The 20,836-nt window shown below is 56.8% G+C and carries 26 protein-coding genes and 2 tRNA genes; 17 read left to right on the top strand and 11 right to left on the bottom strand.

Annotated features, from left to right (window positions below):
- Nucleotides 1–78: 78 nt before the first annotated feature.
- The gene (locus L904_RS19945) at nucleotides 79–519 is read right to left on the bottom strand and encodes a VOC family protein (protein WP_020810846.1); all 441 of its coding nucleotides are present in this window, start codon (nucleotides 517–519) and stop codon (nucleotides 79–81) included.
- Between the two features lie 192 nt (nucleotides 520–711).
- Between L904_RS19945 and L904_RS19940 the strand changes: the two genes are divergently transcribed.
- Nucleotides 712–1,290, top strand: a complete 579-nt coding sequence (locus L904_RS19940; RefSeq protein ID WP_004442353.1) for a cold-shock protein — start codon at nucleotides 712–714, stop codon at nucleotides 1,288–1,290.
- On the top strand, nucleotides 1,290–1,772 hold the full coding sequence (locus L904_RS19935; protein WP_035262944.1) for a DUF192 domain-containing protein: 483 nt from the start codon (nucleotides 1,290–1,292) through the stop codon (nucleotides 1,770–1,772). Before L904_RS19940 ends, L904_RS19935 begins: the two co-directional genes overlap by 1 nt.
- Nucleotides 1,773–1,832: 60 nt before the next feature.
- Here the strand turns inward: L904_RS19935 and L904_RS19930 are convergent, their stop codons facing one another.
- Entirely contained in the window at nucleotides 1,833–2,081 is a 249-nt protein-coding gene (locus tag L904_RS19930; RefSeq protein ID WP_003522642.1) for a BON domain-containing protein, read from the bottom strand.
- Between the two features lie 213 nt (nucleotides 2,082–2,294).
- Between L904_RS19930 and L904_RS19925 the strand changes: the two genes are divergently transcribed.
- Together L904_RS19925 and L904_RS19920 are read left to right on the top strand one after the other, a co-directional pair.
- Entirely contained in the window at nucleotides 2,295–2,564 is a 270-nt protein-coding gene (locus L904_RS19925; protein ID WP_035262940.1) for a DUF982 domain-containing protein, read from the top strand.
- Nucleotides 2,565–2,777: 213 nt separating this feature from the next.
- Nucleotides 2,778–3,920 (top strand): ceramide glucosyltransferase, encoded by a 1,143-nt coding sequence (locus L904_RS19920; protein WP_035262967.1) that lies wholly within the window; start codon nucleotides 2,778–2,780, stop codon nucleotides 3,918–3,920.
- Nucleotides 3,921–3,973: 53 nt separating this feature from the next.
- Here L904_RS19920 and L904_RS19915 read toward each other — a convergent pair.
- Nucleotides 3,974–4,050: transfer RNA gene (locus tag L904_RS19915), tRNA-Pro, on the bottom strand.
- A 266-nt stretch (nucleotides 4,051–4,316) separates the two neighbouring features.
- On the opposite strand from L904_RS19915, the gene L904_RS19910 reads away from it, so the two are divergent.
- On the top strand, nucleotides 4,317–4,622 hold the full coding sequence (locus tag L904_RS19910; protein ID WP_035262963.1) for an ETC complex I subunit: 306 nt from the start codon (nucleotides 4,317–4,319) through the stop codon (nucleotides 4,620–4,622).
- A gap of 48 nt (nucleotides 4,623–4,670) precedes the next feature.
- Nucleotides 4,671–4,747: transfer RNA gene (locus tag L904_RS19905), tRNA-Arg, on the top strand.
- 156 nt (nucleotides 4,748–4,903) lie between these two features.
- Here the strand turns inward: L904_RS19905 and L904_RS19900 are convergent.
- The 8 genes from L904_RS19900 to L904_RS19865 form a co-directional block, all read right to left on the bottom strand.
- Nucleotides 4,904–5,581 carry a hypothetical protein gene (locus L904_RS19900; RefSeq protein WP_155272874.1) on the bottom strand — a complete coding sequence of 226 codons (678 nt, stop codon included), beginning with the start codon at nucleotides 5,579–5,581 and terminating at the stop codon, nucleotides 4,904–4,906.
- Nucleotides 5,582–5,661: 80 nt separating this feature from the next.
- Nucleotides 5,662–7,068 carry an SNF2-related protein gene (locus tag L904_RS19895; RefSeq protein ID WP_051671889.1) on the bottom strand — a complete coding sequence of 469 codons (1,407 nt, stop codon included), beginning with the start codon at nucleotides 7,066–7,068 and terminating at the stop codon, nucleotides 5,662–5,664.
- Entirely contained in the window at nucleotides 7,068–7,694 is a 627-nt protein-coding gene (locus tag L904_RS19890) for a 3'-5' exonuclease (RefSeq protein ID WP_051671888.1), read from the bottom strand. The genes L904_RS19895 and L904_RS19890 overlap by 1 nt, the downstream gene beginning before the upstream one ends.
- Nucleotides 7,691–8,890, bottom strand: coding sequence for a hypothetical protein (locus tag L904_RS28435; protein ID WP_245285032.1), 1,200 nt, complete (start codon nucleotides 8,888–8,890; stop codon nucleotides 7,691–7,693). The genes L904_RS19890 and L904_RS28435 overlap by 4 nt, the downstream gene beginning before the upstream one ends.
- Nucleotides 8,891–9,239: 349 nt before the next feature.
- Nucleotides 9,240–9,968 carry an ssDNA-binding protein gene (locus tag L904_RS19880; RefSeq protein ID WP_035262934.1) on the bottom strand — a complete coding sequence of 243 codons (729 nt, stop codon included), beginning with the start codon at nucleotides 9,966–9,968 and terminating at the stop codon, nucleotides 9,240–9,242.
- Nucleotides 9,969–10,013: 45 nt separating this feature from the next.
- A complete protein-coding gene (locus tag L904_RS19875) occupies nucleotides 10,014–11,312 on the bottom strand; it encodes a DUF2800 domain-containing protein (protein ID WP_080707310.1) in 1,299 nt (432 codons plus the stop codon).
- A gap of 3 nt (nucleotides 11,313–11,315) precedes the next feature.
- Nucleotides 11,316–11,507 (bottom strand): hypothetical protein, encoded by a 192-nt coding sequence (locus L904_RS19870; protein ID WP_035262927.1) that lies wholly within the window; start codon nucleotides 11,505–11,507, stop codon nucleotides 11,316–11,318.
- 155 nt (nucleotides 11,508–11,662) lie between these two features.
- Complete coding sequence (locus L904_RS19865; RefSeq protein WP_035262925.1) at nucleotides 11,663–12,133, bottom strand: hypothetical protein; 471 nt, start codon at nucleotides 12,131–12,133, stop codon at nucleotides 11,663–11,665.
- 170 nt (nucleotides 12,134–12,303) lie between these two features.
- Here L904_RS19865 and L904_RS19860 point away from each other — a divergent pair, with 170 nt between their 5' ends.
- From L904_RS19860 to L904_RS19820, 11 genes are all read left to right on the top strand, one after another.
- Nucleotides 12,304–12,588: a hypothetical protein gene (locus L904_RS19860; protein WP_155272873.1), complete on the top strand. Its 285-nt coding sequence runs from the start codon at nucleotides 12,304–12,306 to the stop codon at nucleotides 12,586–12,588.
- A gap of 19 nt (nucleotides 12,589–12,607) precedes the next feature.
- On the top strand, nucleotides 12,608–15,022 hold the full coding sequence (locus tag L904_RS19855) for a VapE domain-containing protein (RefSeq protein WP_051671886.1): 2,415 nt from the start codon (nucleotides 12,608–12,610) through the stop codon (nucleotides 15,020–15,022).
- Nucleotides 15,023–15,964: 942 nt separating this feature from the next.
- A complete protein-coding gene (locus tag L904_RS19850; RefSeq protein ID WP_035260033.1) occupies nucleotides 15,965–16,171 on the top strand; it encodes a hypothetical protein in 207 nt (68 codons plus the stop codon).
- 20 nt (nucleotides 16,172–16,191) lie between these two features.
- A complete protein-coding gene (locus L904_RS19845; protein WP_051671844.1) occupies nucleotides 16,192–16,791 on the top strand; it encodes a hypothetical protein in 600 nt (199 codons plus the stop codon).
- Between the two features lie 133 nt (nucleotides 16,792–16,924).
- Entirely contained in the window at nucleotides 16,925–17,845 is a 921-nt protein-coding gene (locus L904_RS19840; protein ID WP_155272841.1) for a hypothetical protein, read from the top strand.
- Nucleotides 17,846–17,873: 28 nt separating this feature from the next.
- Complete coding sequence (locus L904_RS19835; protein ID WP_035260035.1) at nucleotides 17,874–18,254, top strand: hypothetical protein; 381 nt, start codon at nucleotides 17,874–17,876, stop codon at nucleotides 18,252–18,254.
- Nucleotides 18,255–18,264: 10 nt separating this feature from the next.
- Nucleotides 18,265–18,723: a hypothetical protein gene (locus tag L904_RS19830; protein ID WP_035260038.1), complete on the top strand. Its 459-nt coding sequence runs from the start codon at nucleotides 18,265–18,267 to the stop codon at nucleotides 18,721–18,723.
- 28 nt (nucleotides 18,724–18,751) lie between these two features.
- Nucleotides 18,752–19,036, top strand: a complete 285-nt coding sequence (locus L904_RS27885) for a hypothetical protein (RefSeq protein WP_155272842.1) — start codon at nucleotides 18,752–18,754, stop codon at nucleotides 19,034–19,036.
- Between the two features lie 9 nt (nucleotides 19,037–19,045).
- Entirely contained in the window at nucleotides 19,046–19,267 is a 222-nt protein-coding gene (locus L904_RS19825) for a hypothetical protein (RefSeq protein WP_051671846.1), read from the top strand.
- Between the two features lie 62 nt (nucleotides 19,268–19,329).
- Nucleotides 19,330–19,593 (top strand): hypothetical protein, encoded by a 264-nt coding sequence (locus tag L904_RS27880; RefSeq protein ID WP_155272843.1) that lies wholly within the window; start codon nucleotides 19,330–19,332, stop codon nucleotides 19,591–19,593.
- Nucleotides 19,590–20,765: a helicase HerA-like domain-containing protein gene (locus tag L904_RS19820; protein WP_051671847.1), complete on the top strand. Its 1,176-nt coding sequence runs from the start codon at nucleotides 19,590–19,592 to the stop codon at nucleotides 20,763–20,765. The genes L904_RS27880 and L904_RS19820 overlap by 4 nt, the downstream gene beginning before the upstream one ends.
- Nucleotides 20,766–20,836 lie beyond the last annotated feature (71 nt).

Here is a 20,836-nt window from a genome sequence, read left to right as displayed (position 1 = left end):
TTCGATTCGCGGACTATGCCTCATCCCCTCGGGACAAGGCAAGAGCACCCGAAAACGCCGCTGCTCACCGGAAAATCCCTACCAGGAACCGGTATTCTGCATAGATATCCACGGTTCGGCTGGTGCGAGGCTTTCGCCCTTCTGCAGAATTTCGAAGGAAATACCATCCGGCGAGCGCACGAAGGCCATGTGCCCGTCGCGCGGCGGCCGGTTGATGACGATGCCGTTCTGCTGAAGCCGGGCGCAGAAATCGTAGATATTGTCGACCTCGTAAGCCAGATGGCCGAAGTTGCGGCCGCCGGTATAATCCTCGGTATCCCAGTTATAGGTGAGTTCGAGGCACGGCGCCTTGTTTTCCTTCGCCGCAGCAATGTCGTCGCGCGCCGCAAGAAACACCAGAGTGAATCGGCCTTTTTCGTTCTCGATTCGGCGTATTTCCTCAAGACCCAGCAGGTCGTTATAGAATTTCAGTGATTCGCCAAGGTCTTTGACGCGAACCATTGTGTGCAGATACCGCATTTTCTTCCTCTCCATTACACGGGTCCGGAGCCGTTAAACGCATGATGGCAAGCCCCGGACAAGGACGGCGACATAAAAGCAGCTGCGTAAATCAAAAACTAGGGCTTGCGTGAAACCGTTACCAAGATGTTAATCTGGCGCACAGGAATCAGTTGACCGGTGTATGGCGCGTAATCGAGGGGTTGGCAGGATATGGCTGATAGGATGTCATCGAAAACGATAGTCGATGTCGAGGACCTTTCGGGCGATGCCGTGGACCTGACCGAAATTACCGGCGTCGTGAAGTGGTTCGATGTCGCCAAGGGTTTCGGCTTCATCGTGCCCGACAACGGCACGCAGGATGTGCTGCTGCACGTCTCCTGCCTGCGCCGCGACGGTTACCAGACAATTCTTGAAGGCACGCGCATCGTCGCCCTTATCCAGCGGCGCGACCGCGGTTTCCAGGCGTTCCGCATCCTGTCCATGGACCAGTCGACCGCCGTTCACCCCTCGCAGCTGCCGCCGGTGCGCACCCATGTGCAGGTAACGCCTTCGAGTGGGCTTGAGCGCGCCATCGTCAAGTGGTTCAACCGCACCAAGGGTTTCGGCTTCCTGACGCGCGGCGAAGGAACGGAAGATATTTTCGTGCATATGGAAACCCTGCGCCGTTTCGGCCTGACGGAGCTTCGCCCCGGCCAGGTGGTTCTGGTGCGTTATGGCGATGGCGACAAGGGCCTGATGGCGGCGGAAATCCACCCCGACAACCCGGTTTCCATCGGGATGTCGCATTGATGTCCGCCCTGCCCGATATGGTGAAAAGCGCCATTATGGCGCTTCTTTTTTTCACGCTCGCCGCCGCCGCCCAGGCCCAGCAACAGCAGACATTCACCTCCGAACCGCTGCAGATTGAAACCGCCGGGGGAAAGACCCACGATTTCACTGCCGAACTGGCGCTGAACAACGCCCAGCGCGAACAGGGCCTGATGTTCCGCAAGAGCATGCCGCTTGAAAACGGCATGCTGTTCGATTTCGGTGAGCCGCGTGACGTCGCCATGTGGATGCGGAACACGCTTATTCCGCTCGACATGCTTTTCATTGGCCGTGACGGCCGCATTACCCATATTCACGAAAATGCGGTTCCGCATTCGGAAGCGATCATCAGCTCCCGCGGGCCAGTAAAATTTGTGCTTGAACTGAATGGCGGCACTGCGAAGCGCTATGGCATCAAGCCGGGCGATATGGTTCGCAGCGCGCAAATCGGCAACCGGAAATGACGTTGCCGCGTTATTGCGTCTGAATGAGCCGGACGAGGTTTCGCCCGGCTGGCGCAATATTCAGTAGACCGGCTCGATATGGCTCAGAATCCGGCAATTGGAAATGGAAGCGGCAAGGTTGATGGCGATGTCGATCGCCTCGACCGAATCGGCCGTGCCTTCCAGATAGATCACATCATTTTCGACGGTTGCGGAAATGCGCGACTTCTCGAGACCCGATTCGAAGGCCAGAGCCGACGTGATTGCCTGGCATACGCCGGCCATGCGGTCTCCGAAGAAGCTTTCCTGAATGCCTGACAAATTGAACATATGCGTTCTCCTTCTTATGGACATAACAACGCCCTGAGGGCGGTTTTGTTCATCTCCGGTTCATCTATTTGTTCATCTTCCATTCATCTTGGAAAATTGGAACCCCCTGATCGATCACATTTTAGGTGATCGGGAACCATTTCGTGAGGCGGGCATTTCGCGCATGGGAGAATGAAAGACCTTCAAGGCAGGTAAAACAGGGAGGAGAATGACATGCTGATTAACAGAACGGAGCCGTGTCACCACGCCTCGTGGATGAAGCCGGTGGCGATCCATCTGCCGCTGTGCGTCGCCGTGGAAATCTACAGCCCGCTGGTGGCACTGGACATGCTGATGTACCGTTGGCCCGAGGAACACGGGCCGGAATATGAAGAGGCACGCAGGAACTGCCTCGATGCCATCGCCGGCAGATGCGACATCGAAAAAGCACGGGAATCGTTTCTTGTCGCAAGCAGTCATGCCCATATCCTGAACGTCCATTAAAATTCATCGACCGTCATGACGATTGGGCCCTTCTATGCGGAGGGCTTTTTCTTTTGCGCGCGGCGTCTGCGACGCTTCCATGCACGGCGCAGCCTGCACACCGGCCGATGATGACATGTAACTGTCACGCAAACGTTATAATCGGCAGAGACGAATTCCATGGAATCGATTGGCGCGCAGACCGCCAAAAGCTTGGGAGTGGAACTGGCCAGCATGGAAACTGTCTTTGCCCTTTGCGCAATTCTGCTCCTCGGCTTCAATCTTCTCGGCATCGTTCTGGCCGGCTGGCGACTGACGAGACGGGACGCGGAAAACGATCTCGTCCGGCAAAAGCCGCCTGTCTCGCTCGTGGTCCCGCTGCGTGGCGTGGAGAACTTCACGCCCCTGACGCTGTCGCGCGCCTTCGAACTCAACTGGCCCGATTATGAGTTGCTGTTCTGCGTCGCCGACGAATTCGATCCGGTGATCGAGGCAGTTCGCAAAGCGCAAGCCGCCTTCCCCTCGGTTTCCATGCAATTGCTCATTGGCGATGACCGCATCAGCGCCAATCCGAAACTGAACAATTGCGTCAAGGGCTGGCGGGCCGCCCGGCATGAATGGGTGATTCTGGCCGATTCGAACGTGTTGATGCCGAAATCCTATATTGCGACCATGATGTCGGCCTGGCGGCAGGATAGCGGGCTCGTCTGCTCGCCGCCGCTCGGGTCAAGGCCTGCGGGTTTCTGGGCGCATGTGGAATGCGCCTTCCTCAACGGCTCGCAGGGCCGCTGGCAATATGCGGCGGAAGCCATCGGCATGGGTTTCGCACAGGGCAAGTCGATGTTGTGGAACAAGCCGTTTCTGGAGGACAATGGCGGCATTCGCGCGCTGGCTGCTGAAATCGCAGAAGACGCCGCCTCGACGAAGCTGGTGCGAAGCGCCGGCCGCAAGGTGCATCTGGTCTGCGCCCCCTTCGAACAGCCGCTCGGCCAGCGCCATGCCGGCGAGATCTGGTCGCGCCAGACCCGCTGGGCGCGGCTGCGACGCGTGACCTTCCCGCAATACTTCGCGCCTGAAATCCTCACCGGCGCGCTTCCCCCGCTTCTCTTCGCGCTCGCCGCCGCCGCCATGATGGATGTAAACCTCGCCGCAACCGCCTCTGCCGTCCTTGCCCTCATGTACGTGCCGGAACTTGCGCTCGCGGCCCTCAACCGCTGGCCGATATCGCTCCATACACTGCCGGCGATGATCGTCCGCGACATGATCATGCCCGTCGTCTGGGCGCGAAGCTGGATCGGCAGCGCGGTGGCATGGCGCGGCAATGTCATGACGATCGGCACGGCGGAGAGCACTCTGGCCGGTCCGTCCGCGGAATAAATCACTGCTATTTGGAAGAAGTTACGCCGGAAAGCTGATGTTTTGCTTTAAAATGGTCGGAGTGGAGAGATTCGAACTCCCGACCCTCTGGTCCCAAACCAGATGCGCTACCAGACTGCGCTACACTCCGCCGAGGCGATGGCTGGGGAATACACGGTTCACCCGCAGTCCGCAACAGGGAAATTCATCTTTGTTCAGCCACGGCCCCGATGAGCAAAACGTAATCTCGAAACGGCAGCGCACGATCGGACGGCAAGGGGATAATCGTCTTGACTCTCACCTGAAGTCAGTCCATTTCAAATTCAACGTTCCTGACACGATTTGGTTATTCTATTCAGGTACGTGATGAATAATTCGGGGCGTTTCGCCCCGCTGTCCAACCGGAGCAGTTTCGACATGTCTGCGAAGATTTACCGCCCTGCAAAAACCGCCATGCAATCCGGCAAGGCGAAAACCAATGTCTGGGTTCTGGAATTCGACGCCGAGGTTCCGCGCAAGATCGATCCGATCATGGGCTACACCTCCAGTTCCGACATGAAGCAGCAGCTCAAGCTGACATTCGAGACGCAGGAACAGGCCGAAGCCTATGCCCAGCGCAAGGACATCGAATATCGCGTCATCCAGCCGAAGGAAGCGACCCGCAAGGTGGTTTCCTACACCGACAATTTCCGTTTCAACCGCACCCAGCCCTGGACGCACTGAAACACGACGATCAAAGTTATTGCCGGAGTATCGATTGCCCGGCATGACGGCCCCTTAGCTCAACTGGATAGAGCAACTGCCTTCTAAGCAGTAGGTCGCAGGTTCGAGTCCTGCAGGGGTCGCCACTTCATCTCTTTAAACGTCTCGAAACGTCTCGCAATCGCGGCAAACCCTGCATTCTCAGTCGGTGTGCGTATCTATGCGTCTCAGCGCATATCGTACAATCTCTTGTAAAATGTGGTACGGTTCGTGGCACTGAAAGAACGATACCACGCTCGCACTCAGAGCCTCTCACTAAACGACTTCACTTCTCGCCACGGGCTGAGATCGTCAGTGAGAACCACTGCACCCTTCTCCAGCTTACCGAGTTCAAGCGCGCGTTCCCAGTCGATTTCAAACACCTTCACACCAAAGCTAGGAGCGGGTTCCCGAGCAACCGCGAGGATGATGTTCTCCGACGCACCGACGGGAATCCTGATTCGTCCCTGCACGAGCGTTGTGATGGTGATATCGTATTTTGCGCCGCGAATGATCGCATGCATGTCTATCGCTTTGGCACCAACATCTCTGTCGTCAGGCGCTGGAAATGCAGCCTGACCGCCGTCCATTTGAATAAAGCCCGCCACAACATTCGCCGCACCCTTCTCGGACAAGATGTCGACACGCTGACCTCCGACCTGCTTTCCGGGTGTCCCGGCAGCCAGCCAGCCGGCGTCAACTTTGAGAATTTCAGCGAGCGGTACGAACATCTTCTGCCGTGGCACAGTGAGACCGGATATCCATTTCCGCACGGTCTCCAGCGAAACCTGGTAGCCGCGTCGATCAAGCTGCTCTACAAACCAACGGAGGCGACCTTCATTCGGCGCCGGCACCTGCGGATTGCTGTCAGCAGCCTGTAGCAGTCGACGGGCAAACTCAGGATGCACCTGTTTCTCAGGTGTCCGGAAGGGAACGCTCACAGTGAATCCTTTCAAAACGGAATATCAAGACGCCAAGCGCCCCGATTCATCGTCATGAAATGTCACATCTAATGTGAAAGTCAAGTTTTCATTGTAAATGTTTGAATGATGTGGTCTTGCGTTACCCCCTTACGATTCAGCACCGAGAGCGCTCTTTCGTCGTAAGTATCGCGAGCGATAATTGGATAAATCAAGACTTGCTTTTTCTGGCCGGGCCTCGGAAGACGCATGTTCGCCTGCTGCCAAAACTCAAGCGAGAAAGTCAAACCATACCAGGCTGCAATATGGCCTCCGTATTGAAGATTGGTCCCGTGTCCAATCGAGGCCGGGTGTGCCAGCAGCTTTCGGATTTTTCCCTTATTCCAGTCGCCAACAAGATCGCCCTTATAATCGTTGGCGACCACTGCATCAGGATATAGGGTCTTGATTTTCTCCTTGTCGAATTTGAAACTGTAGAAAATCAGCAGGTTTTCACCGTGCGCGGTGTCGACGAGTTCTTCTAATGCCGCGAGCTTGGCGTCATGAATTTCAACAACACTGCGATCTTCGCGATAGAGACTACCGTTGGCAAATTGTAAGAGCTTGTTCGCGAGGACACCGCTCGAAACCGCCTCCACGTCATACGGCTCGGTGTAAAGCGTTCTCTCGAAGTCCTTGTATTCTTCGAAAGCTTTTGCCGGCAGATCGACCGGCAGCGGAATGAACTGAGGCTCGTCTACCACTTTTTCTTGCGGAATCGTGACGATGAGATGGTCGATTTTCGACAAAATCTTCGCCTCGGCTCCGGGCTTGATGGTCACCGCGTGCGTGTAGCGATCTCGATCAAAATATTCTTTTTCAAAATCGGATTTGCTGCGGCCGAGAGCCTTCCCTTGGTCGAGCAAGTACGATTGTGCCCACAGGTCGATGACACCTTGCGGCGCGGGCGTGCCGGTCAAAAGAAAAATGCGTTCAATCTTTCTCCGAGCCGTCGTCATGATCCCGAACCGGGTCATGTTGCCGCCCTTCGTGGCGCGGACACTCCCGTCAGCGCGCTTCGTCTTGGTAGCCTTGGTGCGGGCTTCGCCTGCTTTAAAACGGCTGGACTCGTCGATAATGACCGTGTCCCAAATCCAGTTCTCGACCGTGCGAATATGTTTTGCTAGCCACGGCAGGTTCTCAGGGTTGATGGTTGTAATCTCGGCGCGCTGCGCGATTGCGGCGGCACGCTCGGAAGCGTCGCCCACGGCGATTGCACAGGAAATTGCCTGCGTATGCGCCCATGTTTTAACCTCGTCGTGCCAGGTGTTCAGAGCGACGTACCGCGGCGCTATGACGAGGACATGCTGCACATCAAACCGGTTCAGAAGGTAAGCCAGTCCATCGAGCGTGGCGCCGGTTTTTCCGGATCCCATGCCGCTGATGATCAGTTTCGCCTTCTCGGTGCGAACGATACGGCTGATAGCTTGTTGGCCGGCACGCAGGGCTGAGCGGGTGCGGAGGGACATCAAAGACCGTCAAGCAAGTCCGATGCTGCGTTAGCTGGTGTGCTCCAGCCTACCGACGACGAGGGCAAGGACGCTTGCCCCTGCGCGCGGCGACGTAGGCCCTGCCAGTAAAGGGAAACCCATTTCGCCTGATGCTTGGCATCGTCGAGTGCCGTATGTGCGGTCCCTTCGAGCTTTTCGTCGAAAGTAACTATACCGTCGGCCAAGCGTTTGATCGTTCGGCAGTCGCACACATTCCAGAATTTCCACGGAGCTGGCCGCTCAATAATCCGCCCGAATGCGTATTCGAGGATCGAGATGTCGAACGAAGCGCCGTTACCCCACGGCTTCACGTTATCACCATGCTTCAAGCAGAACTCGTGGAACTTCGTGAAAACAAGATGCGAGGGATGCTTTCCGCGAACAACCTTCTGCCGCGCTGCGTCACCCTGCCCGAGCCACCAGCGAATTGTTGACCCCGACGCCTTGCCGTAGCGCATTGCGTCTTCGACATCGATGGCAGCGTCGAAAGTCTCGCCGAGTTCACCGGTCTCGGGATTGAAGAAGACGGCACCGATCGCAACCACGGGCGCGTTCACTGCGGTGCCGAGGGTTTCCAAGTCGATCATAAGGTCGGTGAATTTCATAACAGGTCTCCGATTAATTCTGCCGTCACGCGGCGAGCATCCAAATGAGCAAAGAAGTCGGCACAGGCTTCGATGAAGACGCGCGTCGCTTCCGCGTCGACGGCGTTCCCGTAACCTTTGAGCATTCCTTGACGCGACTTGCCTTCAAAGGCGCTGCCAGATCCCAAACGGAAGGCAGTCCCATCAACCAGCGGAAATGTGCAGGGCTCAACTGGCCGCCACTTTCCATCTCGGCAAAAGAGCCAATCAGCATCTCGCCAAAAGCTGTTAGTCGGGCCGGGCCGTTCAAGTCGGCCAACAAAGACACCTTCGTCCAGTCGACCAATTCCTGCGACCCCATCTCGTCGCTGCGGTCGCCGCCCCTCTTCCGGAAATTGTCCAGTGTCGGCATCTGCCAAGCTGCCAATAGCGCCTGTTCGCAGTGATAGAGAGGCACCGTCGTCTGCCCGTGCTTCTCGAGACGCTCTCGCGCAATCTTCTCGATAACCTCCGGACGCCTCTCCCGCTCGGCCACGGTCGGTGTCGACCATCCGGTCAAGCTCGTCGCATCCGCAAGGTTCAAACCGAACCCCTTCGCTTGACGCGCCTCGGGTGTTTCCCCTTTGCCGTTGTTGATCGTCGTCGTCGTGGGCCAGCCGCTCAAGATCATCGAATCCGCATAAGGCTGCCGGCCGCTCTCGTTGCCCGCCTTCAACGCCTGCGCGATATCCGCGCCGGAGTCCTTCCAGTCCCTCGCCGAGGCTGTCGTCCAGCCCGATAGCGCCGCTGTCGTCGGAAGCGATAATCCTCCCGAGTTCTCCCTGTTCATCACGGCAAAGTCCGGACCCGAAGTCCCGTCCGACGTGCGGCTGGTCGGCCAGCCGCATAAAGCCACGTCCGCCGATAGCGCTCCATTCGCTTGATTTGGCCCACCATTCGATCCATCGGTAGCGCGAGGGGTGTTGAACCTGACTTGCGGCAGGTCGAGTATCGTAGGCACTGAAACGGAGTCTTTGCCGGATGTGCGGTGCGCCACTGCCCGCAGAGCAGGTATCAACCGCCCCGATGGCGTAGCCCGCCGCTTCCAGGTCAGTTTGTACAAGGTCGAGCCAACCGAGGCCGTCAGCGCTTGCAACCTGCTCTCCAAGAAAGATGTCAGGGCGGCGCTCTCGGATGAGATGGAGGACCGCAGGCCATAAATGCCGCTCGTCATCCATCCCTGCTCCTTTGCCTGCCGCGGAGAAAGGTTGACAGGGGCAGCTTCCAGTCCAAACTGGAGTATCATCCGAGATGCCAGCGCGACGGAGGGAGTAACTCCACACTCCGATGCCAGCGAAAAGATGAACCTGTCGAAATCCTCTAAGGTCATCCCCACGCAAATCTTCGATGCTTCGTCGATCAACAATGCCCGGCGCAATGACTCCAAGGGCAATAAGGTTTTCGAGCCAGTCTGCGGCGTGTTCGTCGTTTTCGTTGTAGAGGGCATACGGCTTCGCACCCATGGCTCAAGGAATTCCTCTCGAAAGTTGAAACTGGCGACACGGTAATGTCGCCAGTTCCGCAGGATCAGAAGTCGAGGAGATCGTCGTCAGATGAGGACTTGGTCTCTTTTTCCAAGGAGGTCGACGGACCGTTGTCGAAGCTGTCTTCTTCTTCGAGATCGTCGAAGTCGTCGGCGTCGACGTAGATGCCGCCGCCCATGCGCTCGCCTTCTTCGTGAGAACGGAGAGCCTCGGCCGTGGCAAAAATGCCACGGGAACCCTTGTCCGTTCCGAAGAACGAGACGATCACGTCCGCGATGACACCGCCGTAGAAAATGTCGAGAATTTCAGCTTCCTCAAAAACCTTGTCGGCTTTGATTTGCTCTGCGGTACCCTGATCGCGGAGGGCGCGCTTGCGGCGATCGAGAAGCTTGGGGCGCTTTTGACCCGCAGAAGGTCCGGACGCAGAAAATGCGTGATTGCCTTCGTAACCGGTGTAGATTTTACCCTCTTTGCTCTTGAACTTTTCCCCCTTACGGAAGCAAACCCGTTTCGGATTGTCCTCGAGAATGTCCTTGTACGCGTCGGGGTTCTTCCACTGCTTTTCACCGGCCGCACGAATGGCCGCCATGATCTTCTTGTGGTTCTCCTCATAATGAGGCGAATCCTTTTCGTTGATAATGTTCAAGCCGTGTTTCGGCTTCGCGTTGGGATCGTCGCTCGTCTTCTTTTTGTCCTTCAGCGAGTCGGTGAAGGACAGGCGAACGCGCTTCAACTGGACGGTACGACCGTCGGACTTTTCTTCGATTGCCATTTGTCGGTTTCCTTTTTCTCGGTAGTTCGGTTGCAGCGGCTATGGTTAGTCGAGGTCGTCAAATTGATCCGCAATCGGCGTGACCTCTAACGCCGGCTTTGGATGGTCTACGGGAACCAGTTTCGGCTTCCCGTCTGGTCTGTCGACCAATTCCTGCAGAGCGTCCCACGGTTCAGGCATGCCCTTTTTTCGTTTGCCCGGCTTCATGAGCCGGTCAATGTCCGTGAAGCCGATGAGTTGACGTGGTTTGTAGGCCTTCTCACCCAGTGCGCCGACAAGAATGGCCTCTGCCTCGGCAGGCGCGGTGAAATATCTGTTTCCGAGCCCGCCATCGATCGCCTTGGAACCGGGGTCGGGGTCGCCATCCAGCGCCGCCTGAAGCGACTGATGATGCAGTTCGGTGAGCCAGGCGCGTGCGGCCGTGGAATGATTGACGATGTAGAAGCGCAGCGCGCGCGGCATCTGCGCCGGGTCCTTGAATTTGGGCTCAGGCTCGCTCGGGTCGAGCAGCGCGCCGCCAAACATCTGCATGAGCCACTGATTGCGCGCGGCACAACCGCGCTTCGTCTTGCGCACGGGGCACCAACGGCAACCCTTCGTCGTCGGAACGAATTCCACGTCGCCACGCTCGATCCGCGAGAACACCCGCTTCACTTCCTCACCGAACTCCAGCAACTCAGCGAGCGTGATTTCCCAAAACTTCATTCCACCTGCGCGAGGCTGATCGATGTTGAGAACAACATCCTCCACCTGCGGGCGACCGAGGTGCTCCCAAGCACCAAGGGCGTAGAGACGGAGTTGCCTCGTACCGACGACCTCGACCGGCTCCCCTGCCCCATCCTTGTAGTCGCTGACGCCGAGCATCTTTCGATACAGGAACGCAGTGTCACAGGTTCCAAACTGACCGGGCAGCCAGCGCGAGAGGTCAACACGTATCTCAACGAGCGGATTACTGGTGTGCTGGCGGACCCAGTCGATGCCGGCAACGAGACGATCGGCCATATGGTCGTCAATCTCGAACGAATGACCGTCGGCTGTCAGCGTGCTACCGACGAAGTGATGCGGATCGCATCCGAGATCAAGGCAGTGTTCCCTGATCTCATGCATAACGGTCCCTTCCGCCGAATAGGCGGTGGAATCCCTGCTCAGATCAAGCGTCTCACCCTCGTATGCCGAATAGTCCTGATCATCCTCATCGTCGACGACAGGCGCATCGCAATCTTCGTTGAGATCGCTTTCGCTCAGTTCACCCTTGGCAACCAAGTGGTCGATCAGCGCGACCGAGGCCGTGCAGGTCATCCACCGATCCGCCGATGAGGGTGATAATCGAGCGTGCGCCTTCATGGCTCAGTCCATCTTGGCGCGGACGAAGCAGTCCTTCGCCTCGAGAAGATGCCGCAGGCCAGCGGATTTCTCAGGGCCGTCGGGAAGTTCTTCTTCCATCGCGCGGGCGAGAGACGCGCACTGACGCGAGACTTCCTTGAGACCGGGGTCGCGAAGGTGCTCAAACGTGAAATATTTCATAATGGGGGAAGGCATGTCTTTCTCCTAAAGGCGTTTGGGGAGGAAGCGCAGAGGTGGGAGGCGGTGGAACCTGGACCACTTTGTCGGGAGGAGGAGAACATTGCAGTCCTACTCTGCGCTTCCCGCCGAAACGCCTCCGACCGAAGTCGGAGAGCGTTGGCGCCGGGGCATTAAAGGAGATCGTCGTCGGTCTTCTTGGGCTCGGTGATATCGCCCTTTTCCGTAAGTTTTGCGATCTGATCCTTGAACAGTTTGTGAGCATCGTCGCGAATGGTGCCGAACTTACCGTCACCGGCAGCCACCTTCGGGTCACGGATTTTTTCGTGGTTGAGGAGAGCCTTGACCTTTTCCTTGCGGGCGGCGCGCTCTTCTTCCCGCTCGCTGCCGCCGATGTAGTCTGCTGCAAGCTGCGTGAGAGCTTCGATCGGATTAACACGGTCCTCGGGGTTATCGCTGATCGCACCCTTGTCGGCGGCGGGCTTTTCAGCCTCTTTGGTCTTCGTCGTCGACTTGGACCCGGTCGCGGCGGCTGCCGTGGTCTTTTCGATGGCGTCGACGCGGAGATCGTGCAGTGCCTGGGTGATATTGATCAGCTTGTTCACTGCTGCGGTCAGTTCGGTGATGCCTGCTTCTAAGCTCATTGATGTCTCCATAGGGTTGGGCGCTCAATTACACTTCTCTCGTGCAATTTGAATTTTTATGGCACGAGCGGAGGCGACTTGCAACACTTTGTTGGAATTATTTCTCACCTATGTTGAAATTTAGAATTGGGGCGACTAAGGTGCATCCATGTTTCATCAGAGGTTTGAATATGGATCAGCCTGCGAATACCAAAGAGCTGTACGAGGGGGAGCTTTACAGCCTTCTGCGCGAGAAGTTGCCCTCGGAGTACGTGCACGATGGTAAAGTGAACACGCGTCTTTTAAGCGAAGCCACTGAAAATGCTCGCTTCACCATCTATCGCTGGTTTCACGAAAACAAGTTATCTCCGAAGGCGATCAAGTCGCTTCTCGAAGTTTCCGCGAACGCCGACCGACCGGACGAAAAGGACCGACTCACCAAGAATGACCTGATTCCGTTCCTCCCCATCCCCTGATCGAACGGGACAGTAATCCATGCTCACCGAAAACCTCGCTCTCATCGAAGCGGGCGCCGCGCTGCATTGGCTGCGACCTCGCGACAAGATGCCGATCGAAGATCACTGGTCCTCCGCACCACGCTACTCGGCCGAGCAGCTTCGAAGCAGCTATCGTCAGGGCAACAATGTCGGTTTGAGAACTGGTGAACCGTCGCGGATAGACGGGTTATATCTCCATGTCATCGATCTGGACATTCGCAAGCCTGAGAAAGCGAACGAAGCATGGGCCGCCCTGGTCGAGATGATGCCAGCAGCAAAGACCTTGCCACGGGTCATCTCAGGATCAGGAGGCGAAAGCCGTCATATCTACTTTCTGTCGTCAGAAGCGCTCGCCAGCAAGAAGCTGCGCAAATCCGAGGGCTTCGAGATGGTGTTCGACCCAAAGAAGGGTCGCGACGTAAAAAAGAACGACTGGGAAATCGACCTCAAAGGCACCGGCACCCAAGTCGCTATTCCCCCTTCCATCCACCCTGACACCGGCAAACCTTATCGATGGGAACGTCCGCTCGATCTGGATTTCGCCGAGCTTATGGTCGCGAAAATCAGCGGGGCCCGCGCCGCGACAGCCGAACTGGACGACGATGACCTGTTCGCGATCGTCCGCGCCGACCCGCTCGACATCGACGATGAGGAAATTCAAGCGATCCTCGACGACCTTCCCGAAGACTGGGTCGAGGATCGCGACTATTGGCTCACCGTCGGCATGGCCTTTCATCACCAGTTCCGTGGCGAAGATGAGGGTTTTGAGGCTTGGTGCGACTGGTCCGAGCAATCGGCCAAGTTCGACCGCAAATATTCAGAGGTCAGGTGGAATTCCTTCAAGGGTAAACCCCACCCGGTCACCTTCCGCACGCTTATCCAGGCGGCAAACAGCAATCGCATGTCGCAGGATCTCGACCTCGACATTGAAACTGACTTTGACAAGCCGGCCGTTGATCTGTCCGACCTCTTAGGCGACGCGCCCTCCCCAGTTCCCGCGAAAGCGGAGATTGTCGACGAGATCGACGCCAACTGGATGCAGCGCTTCCATCGGAACGAAGAAGGCGAGTTAAAGACCACCCTCCCGAACATCAATCTCATCGTCGAAAACGACCTGCGTGTCCGCGGGATCGCCCATTTCAACGAGTTTTCACAGGAAGTGGTGCTTCGGGCAGCACCAAAGCGCGCGAAAAAGAAGCGCGATGCAGCCTACGAGCCGGTCAATCTGGACAGTTCGATCTGGCGGGTAAAAGACGACCTGAACGGCGATAACTGGACCGATAGCCACGATATCGCCATCAGATCGCTGATCGAGACCAAAACGCAGCTTCAAGGCTACGGCATCAAAGTCTCCGACCGCGATTTACGCGGCGCGATCGACATGGCCGCCCATAAACGGACGTTCCACCCGGTCAAGGAAGTCATCACGTCCGTTGAATGGGACGGGGTGCCGCGAGCAGAGACGATGTTCGTCGATTATCTCGGCTGCGAGGACAACACATATAACCGACAAGCCGCCCTTCTTACCCTCGTCGGCGCCGTTGCGCGCATCTTCCAGCCCGGTCACAAGTTCGATTTCGTACCGATCCTGGAAGGTGTCCAGGGCAAAGGCAAATCCACCTTCATCGAGGTGCTAGGCCTGCAATGGTACGGTGAATTGACCGGTGATGTCGGTGATCCGAAGCAGATGATCGAGGTGATGCAGGGTAAATGGATTCTCGAACTGGGTGAGCTTTCAGCCATGCAGCGGTCTGAGGTCAACGACCTGAAGGCGTTCGTCAGCCGCACGCACGACAAGGCCCGTCTTGCCTGGGAGAAGCGCGCGAAGGAGTTCGGCCGCCAGTGCATTTTCATCGGTTCCACCAACGATCGTGAGTACCTTCGAGACCAGACCGGTGGCCGGCGCTTCTGGCCGATCGTTTGCAACCTGCCCGGCGACAAGCAGATCGACAATCTGAAATTCCGAGCCAACGTCATGCAGGTTTGGGCGGAGGCAGTGTCGATCTATCAGCAGATGTGCAAGGATTATGCCCACCTGCCCGCGCTCCCTCTTTACATGAAGCACGAAGCCGCGCAGATCGCCCTCGAGATGCAGGAGAGCCGGCGCGTTGAGACCTCGGAAGAGATGCTGGCTGGCGAGATTATCGCTTGGCTCGACACGGCGCTCGGAGCAGAATTCGACGACCTGGACGACGACATTCCCAAGATTTACCGCAACGAGACATGCATCGCGCAGGTCTGGCACGAGATGATGGGTCGCGACGGCTCTATTCCGCACACCGAGGCGATGAAGCTCGGCAAGGCTCTCCAGCTCGTCGGATGGGACCGGTCGAAGGGGCCGGTGGCTTCATCAGAATTGAACCATAAATATGGGAAATGCCGCGTTTACACTCGTCCCGACGAGATCGAATAGGATAGAACTTCGATTGTGACGCATTTGACCCCGCTACGGCGGGGTTTTTGCTGAGATGCGCTGTATCCTACTTCCTAAGCAAATGTGCTGTATCTTAACTTAGACAAGGTGGATCTGAGCGCATTTCCGCAGTGAAATGGCGTATATTCTATCTGAAACACATCGCCGCTCACCCTCTCACCCTCGCTCACCCTACTAGGCCGGTGCTCAGAACCAAGGGTGAGCGCTAATAGTCCTCTGATTTCAGTGACTTAGCTTGGTGCTCTCACCCTCTCACCCAAATCACCCCGATTCCCTATTCTTTCTCCTATTTACCCCTTTTCGCTATCTCCACTGGCTTGTGCTTCGCACTGATTTCACCCCTCTATATTTATCTTACTATACTTTTAGGGTGAGAAGGGTGAGAGGGTGAGACTCCATTGAAATTATTGAGAAATTTCCTCTCACCCTGCCGCTCACCCTCTGAGGCAGGGTGAGAGCGGTTTCCCTCTTCGATTTTATCCGATTTTCTTGGCGAAACGTTACAACATTACGCCTCAAAAGTCGTTTCGTTGCTGAAATTTTCAAATTGCGCGTGAATCGCGGTCGGTGCCTCCCGCCCCCTCGGCGCCACCCCCAGGAAGGACCCAAAGCCACTATTTCATTGTTTTAATTGATCTTTTAGCGATAATCGATCCTATCCCATGATGCGATACAGCGCATTTGCACCTTATCGAGACGCATAGAAACAGTGACGCCAGCTCAACACACGCGCGGTCGCATTGAGACGCAGCAACATCTATCGTCGATGATGTAAGCGGGAATACGGGCAGCAATGGCCCTCATTGTATCCGGCAGCGGCGAACCAGGCCGAACAAACTAACTTTCACTTTTAATGTGAAATCCTCTTGCGGTTCGCATATTTCAAGTTTAGATTGGAATTATCGAAACGGAGACGTAGCCATGCATCACATCCTCGCAACCGCCCATGCACTTTTCGCAGTGGTTTTCTTTCTCGTGATTATGCCGCTTCTGGCCTTCGGCGGGTTCGGTCTCATGATGCACGGCGTAAACGAAATGTCGGACACGATTTCGACCGTGGGCACAATGGCAATCCCTGCAGGCTGGTATGTCCTCTATCGTGCCCTCAATTCCGATTTACTCGTCTAATCAAAACGGAGACGCAGCACATGGAACGCTTCGCTACTCTGGCACGGGAATTCCCCGACTTTGACATTGCCACCCTGCCCGCCATCCCCGACGATTGGCAGGATACCTCATGGCACAATGATACGTGCCCTTCCTTTGAAGTCCTGCCGCAATGGCACGTCTATATAGACTACGCCGATACAGCGCTTCGGGAATTCCCCGACTCGCCCACGCGTTTCTCCCTGCAAGCGGTTCGGGCAGACGGCGAGTCGTTCACCTTGCTGGATACAAACGATTGGCAGGCTGTACTTGATCGAGTCGACCTGCAGAAACGCATTCCTTCTTTGGATGCTACGGACGCCGTCACCATGGATAAAGTCCGCCTTGCCCGTGAATTCGGCAGCGCGGTACAAGAGGAATTGAGCCGTGCCGACTTTCGCGCCGTTCTGGAATTGAACCGCAACGACTCTATCGCCTGTCACACGCATGACTTTTTCGACGCCAACATGCTGATGCTTGAAGCGTTCAAAGTCACTTTCGAGCGGGAACCGGAATTTCTGAGCAATCCCGACGAAACGGCAGATTTGGCCCTTTGGAATGACGCATGGCAGATCGCCAAAGCGGCTGAATTCTTCGCTTAGGTGTCGCCATGATCCACCCACTTTTGCTGCCTTTCACCCTTCCCGCCGCCCTGTTAGTCGGTCTTCAGTTTGGCCAGCTCATAGCGCCGCTTTTCCTTTAATCTCACTTTCAACTTAGAAGAGGAATTCAACCATGAACGAGTTATTATTATCGGCGTATCGCTTTCACAGACAGTGGAGCGGACGCAATCATAAGCCGCTATGGCCTATGCAAGCACGCGCCGCCCTCATCCACGCCCGCCGTGACGCTGTGAATTCGGTACGCCGTTATGCTCCAAGCCCATGGGCAAAGCCCGTCACCAACGGCAGCACGGAAAGCGGCTGCAGGTGGATTGAAAACCCGGCCGCCATGGGACTCCGTTTCGTCGGTTATTGCGACGTTATCAGCGACTCCATCCGTCATACGGGCTGGTTCACGGACCCCGATCAAGACAACAAGATTCGCGGCTGCGTCTATCAACTGCCCGGACGCGGCGGCAAGGCGCGCTTTGTGGCCGCCCACGACAATGAGGACAACGGCGCGGCAGATTGCGGCGGTCCTGCATATGTCGACTTTTCGACCGTCTACCGGTCCGACTTCAAGCATGAAATGTTCACGGCGCTGGAAACGATCAGCAAGCAATACCAAACCCCCGCCATGTTGAACCCCAGTTACTGGGCGGAAGCCGCACACGACACGGCTAAAAAAGAAGCCGCACGCGCCGCGAATGACTTCGCAGAGTCGCAAGCCGAAAAGGAACGGGAATATCAAACCGCATGGCAGGCCGGTTCACAGTATGCGGAATGCCTTCAGGAACTGGCTGCAATCCGTGAATCGGTTCGCCAGACTATCCGCGACATGAAAGGGGCATGCGCCACGTTGCGCACCCTGCCTGATAGCCTGAAAGCCCGACTGCGTTCGTCCATCAAAGCGGAATTGCGGCAACGGGAAACCATTTTCCAACGCATGGAGCGCCTCAAAGGCGGTGAAGCGGATTCGCTCTATTTCTGGCCCGGCGACGAACGCCTTCAGGGTGCTTTCAACGAAGGCGCGGACAGCGTCGTTCTGCGCTAACTTTCACGTTTTAAGAGGAATTCGAGATATGACTAACCGCGCTATTTACGATCAATTCGACAAGGCTTTTAACCGCGTTTCCGCTTACGTCATTCTGGACAAGAGCGGGGAATGCGTCGCCAAAGTAGCTTTCAAGTTTCCGGCAGACGGGGCTGGCCGCCTCTACGCCTATGTGCATTGGCTTGGCGTTCCTATGGTGCGCGGGTTTGCCGGTGGATACGGTTATGACAAGCGGTCTGCAGCCGTGGCCAGTGCCGCGAACCAACTCTACGGCAAAGACGACAAGCTTTTGCACGACAACGGCAATCCTCTCTATCATGCTTTCGCATATGCCATTGTGCGCGACAGCGGCGAATACTGGGACACCCGACTCCGCGATGCGGGCTTCGATGTAATCCAGGCTGTTTGAGGTGACCGATATGACAACCACGGTTGAAGCAATGCGCGCCGATTGCCCGGTTTCCGGTCACAGCGCGGAATGGCACTTTTTCCGCGCCTATGTCGGCACGGCGTTATGGTCCAGCGTCAGCGACGACGACTCGGAAGGTCCCGTTATCACAGATGAGCACGATATCAGCGATCTAGCGCCCGCCACGTTCGATTCCATGCTTGCCGATTGCGCCCGTTTCTATGACGCAAACAATGCGCATATCCATTGCGACGGCGCGCCATGGGCGAATGACGGCGACTATGGAACACAAGCAGCACGTGAAGCCGCCATGGCAGGCCACGATTTTTGGCTAACACGTTGCGGCCATGGTGCGGGCTTTTGGGATGGCGACTGGCCGGAACCGGCTGCAAGCACCCTCACTGAGGCAAGCAAGGAATTCGGCAACATCGATTTGTACGTTGGCGACGACGGGCAGATTTACGCCTAACATTTCACGTTTTAAGAGGAATTCAGGCATGTTTAGCGAAGTCGACAACACACAACGGGCAGCATGGGCGCGAATAGCAATCGACGCCTTTATGAAGGCAACGCTCACTGATGAGGGTGACGCAGTGTCGGACCTGCTTTGCAACCTAATGCACTATTGCAGGGAAAGCGGAATGGACTTTCTGGCCGAATTGAATCAGGGCGCGCTGCATTTCCAGGCTGAAATCGAAATTGAAGAAAACGACGACGCGGACCCGGCCGCAATGGCGGAGAACCCGCACCACTACCAGCGCCATGACGGCATGGCCGGTTGAGGGGCGACAATGAAACAGGCAACTTGGCATATCGGAAATTTCGCTATCACGTCATACGGCAACGGGCTTTCTTACGCGGTCGTCAATGAAACCGACGGCCGGGAATTCTTTTTGCAGGGAGACGACGCCAGCACGTGGCGTGGCCAATATGACGCGGCGGACGAGTCGAGCGATGAAACAGCCCTGCCCGCCTTCCTTCACCAAAGTATGAGCGACTACGCCACGGCGTGACGTTCCTTGAACGGCTGGCGCAATCCGGCCGTTGCGGGAACGTCACCACAAGGAGTCGCACCATGACACGGGATGAATTCAAATCTGCCCGCTCCAATGCGCGCAAGGCAAACCGGTCTTTCAAAATTCAGCACAATGGCCGAACCTATTCTGTATCAAATGCCGGATGCGACCGGCTCGACTCTTCAGGCTGCTTTGATAGGGTGTTTCCTGCAAACGTCGCCATGGCGCTTAACCATGCGGCGGACGTTCGTAAGCGGCTGAAACTGCCAAGGGCTTGCCGTGGCCTAGTTTCCATGGCCCGCGACTGGAGACTCGGCAAATGACCTATTCCCTTTCCATCGGACCAGGCGCACAGATTCCATATCGGTATCTGTCGCGCCATGTCGGCATTTTTGGCGCGACGGGCACGGGTAAAACCACGACGCTTGGCGCGATCGCGGAAAGGTGCCCGTGTCCGGTTTTGGTGCTGGACGCGAAAGGCGACTTGGAGTCGCTAGGCTCAACTCTGATATGCCCGCAAATGCGCATCGACGATTTGGGGGCGGACTTGATCGCACGTGCCCTTAATCTGTCTGAGGCGCAAGCGGGCGCATTGGCCATTGCCCTTGCATGGGCTGAAGATACCGGCCGCGCCGTCGCCACGTTGCAGGACTTGCGCCAGCTCCTGAACGACGCCACACGGGCGAACCTTTCTGATTCCTATGGCCTGATATCGCCTGTTTCGGTTGCTGCCGTTCAACGTGCCATGTTGCGGCTCGAGCGCGGTGCGGCGTGGGCTTTCGGTAGTGCCCGGCATGATCCACGCGACACGGCAGGGATAACCGTTTATGCAGCCTCAGAACTAACCCACCTGCCCGGCCTCTATGGCGCATTCGTCGCCCATGTGCTGGATTCACTTTATCGCGGCCTTGGAGAGATTGGCGACGCTGGCGCGCCTGGACTAATGGTTTTGATCGATGAGGCGCATTTGGTTTTTGACGGCGCAAGCCCTGCCATTGTGCAACGGATAGAGCAAATCACGCGACTCATTCGATCCAAAGGAGTCGGCCTGATTTACGTCACGCAAGCGCCGTCTGACCTGCCGCATGTGATTAGCGGGCAACTGGCGACGCGGATTCAGCACGCTTTGCGCGGTGCGACTCCTGTTCACCAAAAGGCTTTGAAGGCGGCGGCGGATACCATGCCGGGCAATATCACAGCCGCCGACATTGCGGGACTGGGAACCGGGCAAGCGATTGTGTCCGTTCCGAATGCGGCTGGCGCGCCTATGCCGGCTTGCAAGGTTGCCGTGTCGCGTGGATCCAAGCCGCTGCATAGCGTTGGCGTGGCGCGGCCTGCCGTTCAACCGGCAACCGTGCCGACGATATTGAGCGAAGTGGTGTATGTGCCGAATCCTAGCCTATGGGAACGCTTGCGCGGCAAATGGTGGTTCATGCCCGTGACGATTGGCGTTGCGTTGTACGGGCTCGCAGCGCTATCGAATGTGATGAGTTGAAGAAAAGCCCGGACCGCTTGAAGCCCGCCCATTGTGGCGGGTTTTTTGTTGCCCGCTGCCCCGCTGCCCCG

Source organism: Agrobacterium sp. LY4 (assembly GCF_001526585.1).
In the GTDB taxonomy this organism is placed as follows: domain Bacteria; phylum Pseudomonadota; class Alphaproteobacteria; order Rhizobiales; family Rhizobiaceae; genus Agrobacterium; species Agrobacterium leguminum.
This window is presented reverse-complemented; position numbering and strand designations above follow the sequence as displayed.

Bases quoted from the DNA above. Each gene is read 5' to 3' on its own strand.
- L904_RS19925 (WP_035262940.1), top strand. From the start codon at position 2,295: ATGCTGATTAACAGAACGGAGCCGTGTCACCACGCCTCGTGGATGAAG.
- L904_RS19825 (WP_051671846.1), top strand. From the start codon at position 19,046: ATGAAACAGGCAACTTGGCATATCGGAAATTTCGCTATCACGTCATAC.
- L904_RS19930 (WP_003522642.1), bottom strand. From the start codon at position 2,081: ATGTTCAATTTGTCAGGCATTCAGGAAAGCTTCTTCGGAGACCGCATG.
- L904_RS19840 (WP_155272841.1), top strand. From the start codon at position 16,925: ATGAACGAGTTATTATTATCGGCGTATCGCTTTCACAGACAGTGGAGC.
- L904_RS19870 (WP_035262927.1), bottom strand. From the start codon at position 11,507: ATGCCTTCCCCCATTATGAAATATTTCACGTTTGAGCACCTTCGCGAC.
- L904_RS19860 (WP_155272873.1), top strand. From the start codon at position 12,304: ATGGATCAGCCTGCGAATACCAAAGAGCTGTACGAGGGGGAGCTTTAC.
- L904_RS19910 (WP_035262963.1), top strand. From the start codon at position 4,317: ATGTCTGCGAAGATTTACCGCCCTGCAAAAACCGCCATGCAATCCGGC.
- L904_RS19875 (WP_080707310.1), bottom strand. From the start codon at position 11,312: ATGAAGGCGCACGCTCGATTATCACCCTCATCGGCGGATCGGTGGATG.
- L904_RS27880 (WP_155272843.1), top strand. From the start codon at position 19,330: ATGACACGGGATGAATTCAAATCTGCCCGCTCCAATGCGCGCAAGGCA.
- L904_RS19855 (WP_051671886.1), top strand. From the start codon at position 12,608: ATGCTCACCGAAAACCTCGCTCTCATCGAAGCGGGCGCCGCGCTGCAT.
- L904_RS27885 (WP_155272842.1), top strand. From the start codon at position 18,752: ATGTTTAGCGAAGTCGACAACACACAACGGGCAGCATGGGCGCGAATA.
- L904_RS19945 (WP_020810846.1), bottom strand. From the start codon at position 519: ATGCGGTATCTGCACACAATGGTTCGCGTCAAAGACCTTGGCGAATCA.
- L904_RS19830 (WP_035260038.1), top strand. From the start codon at position 18,265: ATGACAACCACGGTTGAAGCAATGCGCGCCGATTGCCCGGTTTCCGGT.
- L904_RS19935 (WP_035262944.1), top strand. From the start codon at position 1,290: ATGTCCGCCCTGCCCGATATGGTGAAAAGCGCCATTATGGCGCTTCTT.
- L904_RS19865 (WP_035262925.1), bottom strand. From the start codon at position 12,133: ATGAGCTTAGAAGCAGGCATCACCGAACTGACCGCAGCAGTGAACAAG.
- L904_RS28435 (WP_245285032.1), bottom strand. From the start codon at position 8,890: ATGGATGACGAGCGGCATTTATGGCCTGCGGTCCTCCATCTCATCCGA.
- L904_RS19820 (WP_051671847.1), top strand. From the start codon at position 19,590: ATGACCTATTCCCTTTCCATCGGACCAGGCGCACAGATTCCATATCGG.
- L904_RS19880 (WP_035262934.1), bottom strand. From the start codon at position 9,968: ATGGCAATCGAAGAAAAGTCCGACGGTCGTACCGTCCAGTTGAAGCGC.
- L904_RS19920 (WP_035262967.1), top strand. From the start codon at position 2,778: ATGGAAACTGTCTTTGCCCTTTGCGCAATTCTGCTCCTCGGCTTCAAT.
- L904_RS19895 (WP_051671889.1), bottom strand. From the start codon at position 7,068: ATGTCCCTCCGCACCCGCTCAGCCCTGCGTGCCGGCCAACAAGCTATC.
- L904_RS19850 (WP_035260033.1), top strand. From the start codon at position 15,965: ATGCATCACATCCTCGCAACCGCCCATGCACTTTTCGCAGTGGTTTTC.
- L904_RS19845 (WP_051671844.1), top strand. From the start codon at position 16,192: ATGGAACGCTTCGCTACTCTGGCACGGGAATTCCCCGACTTTGACATT.
- L904_RS19940 (WP_004442353.1), top strand. From the start codon at position 712: ATGGCTGATAGGATGTCATCGAAAACGATAGTCGATGTCGAGGACCTT.
- L904_RS19890 (WP_051671888.1), bottom strand. From the start codon at position 7,694: ATGAAATTCACCGACCTTATGATCGACTTGGAAACCCTCGGCACCGCA.
- L904_RS19835 (WP_035260035.1), top strand. From the start codon at position 17,874: ATGACTAACCGCGCTATTTACGATCAATTCGACAAGGCTTTTAACCGC.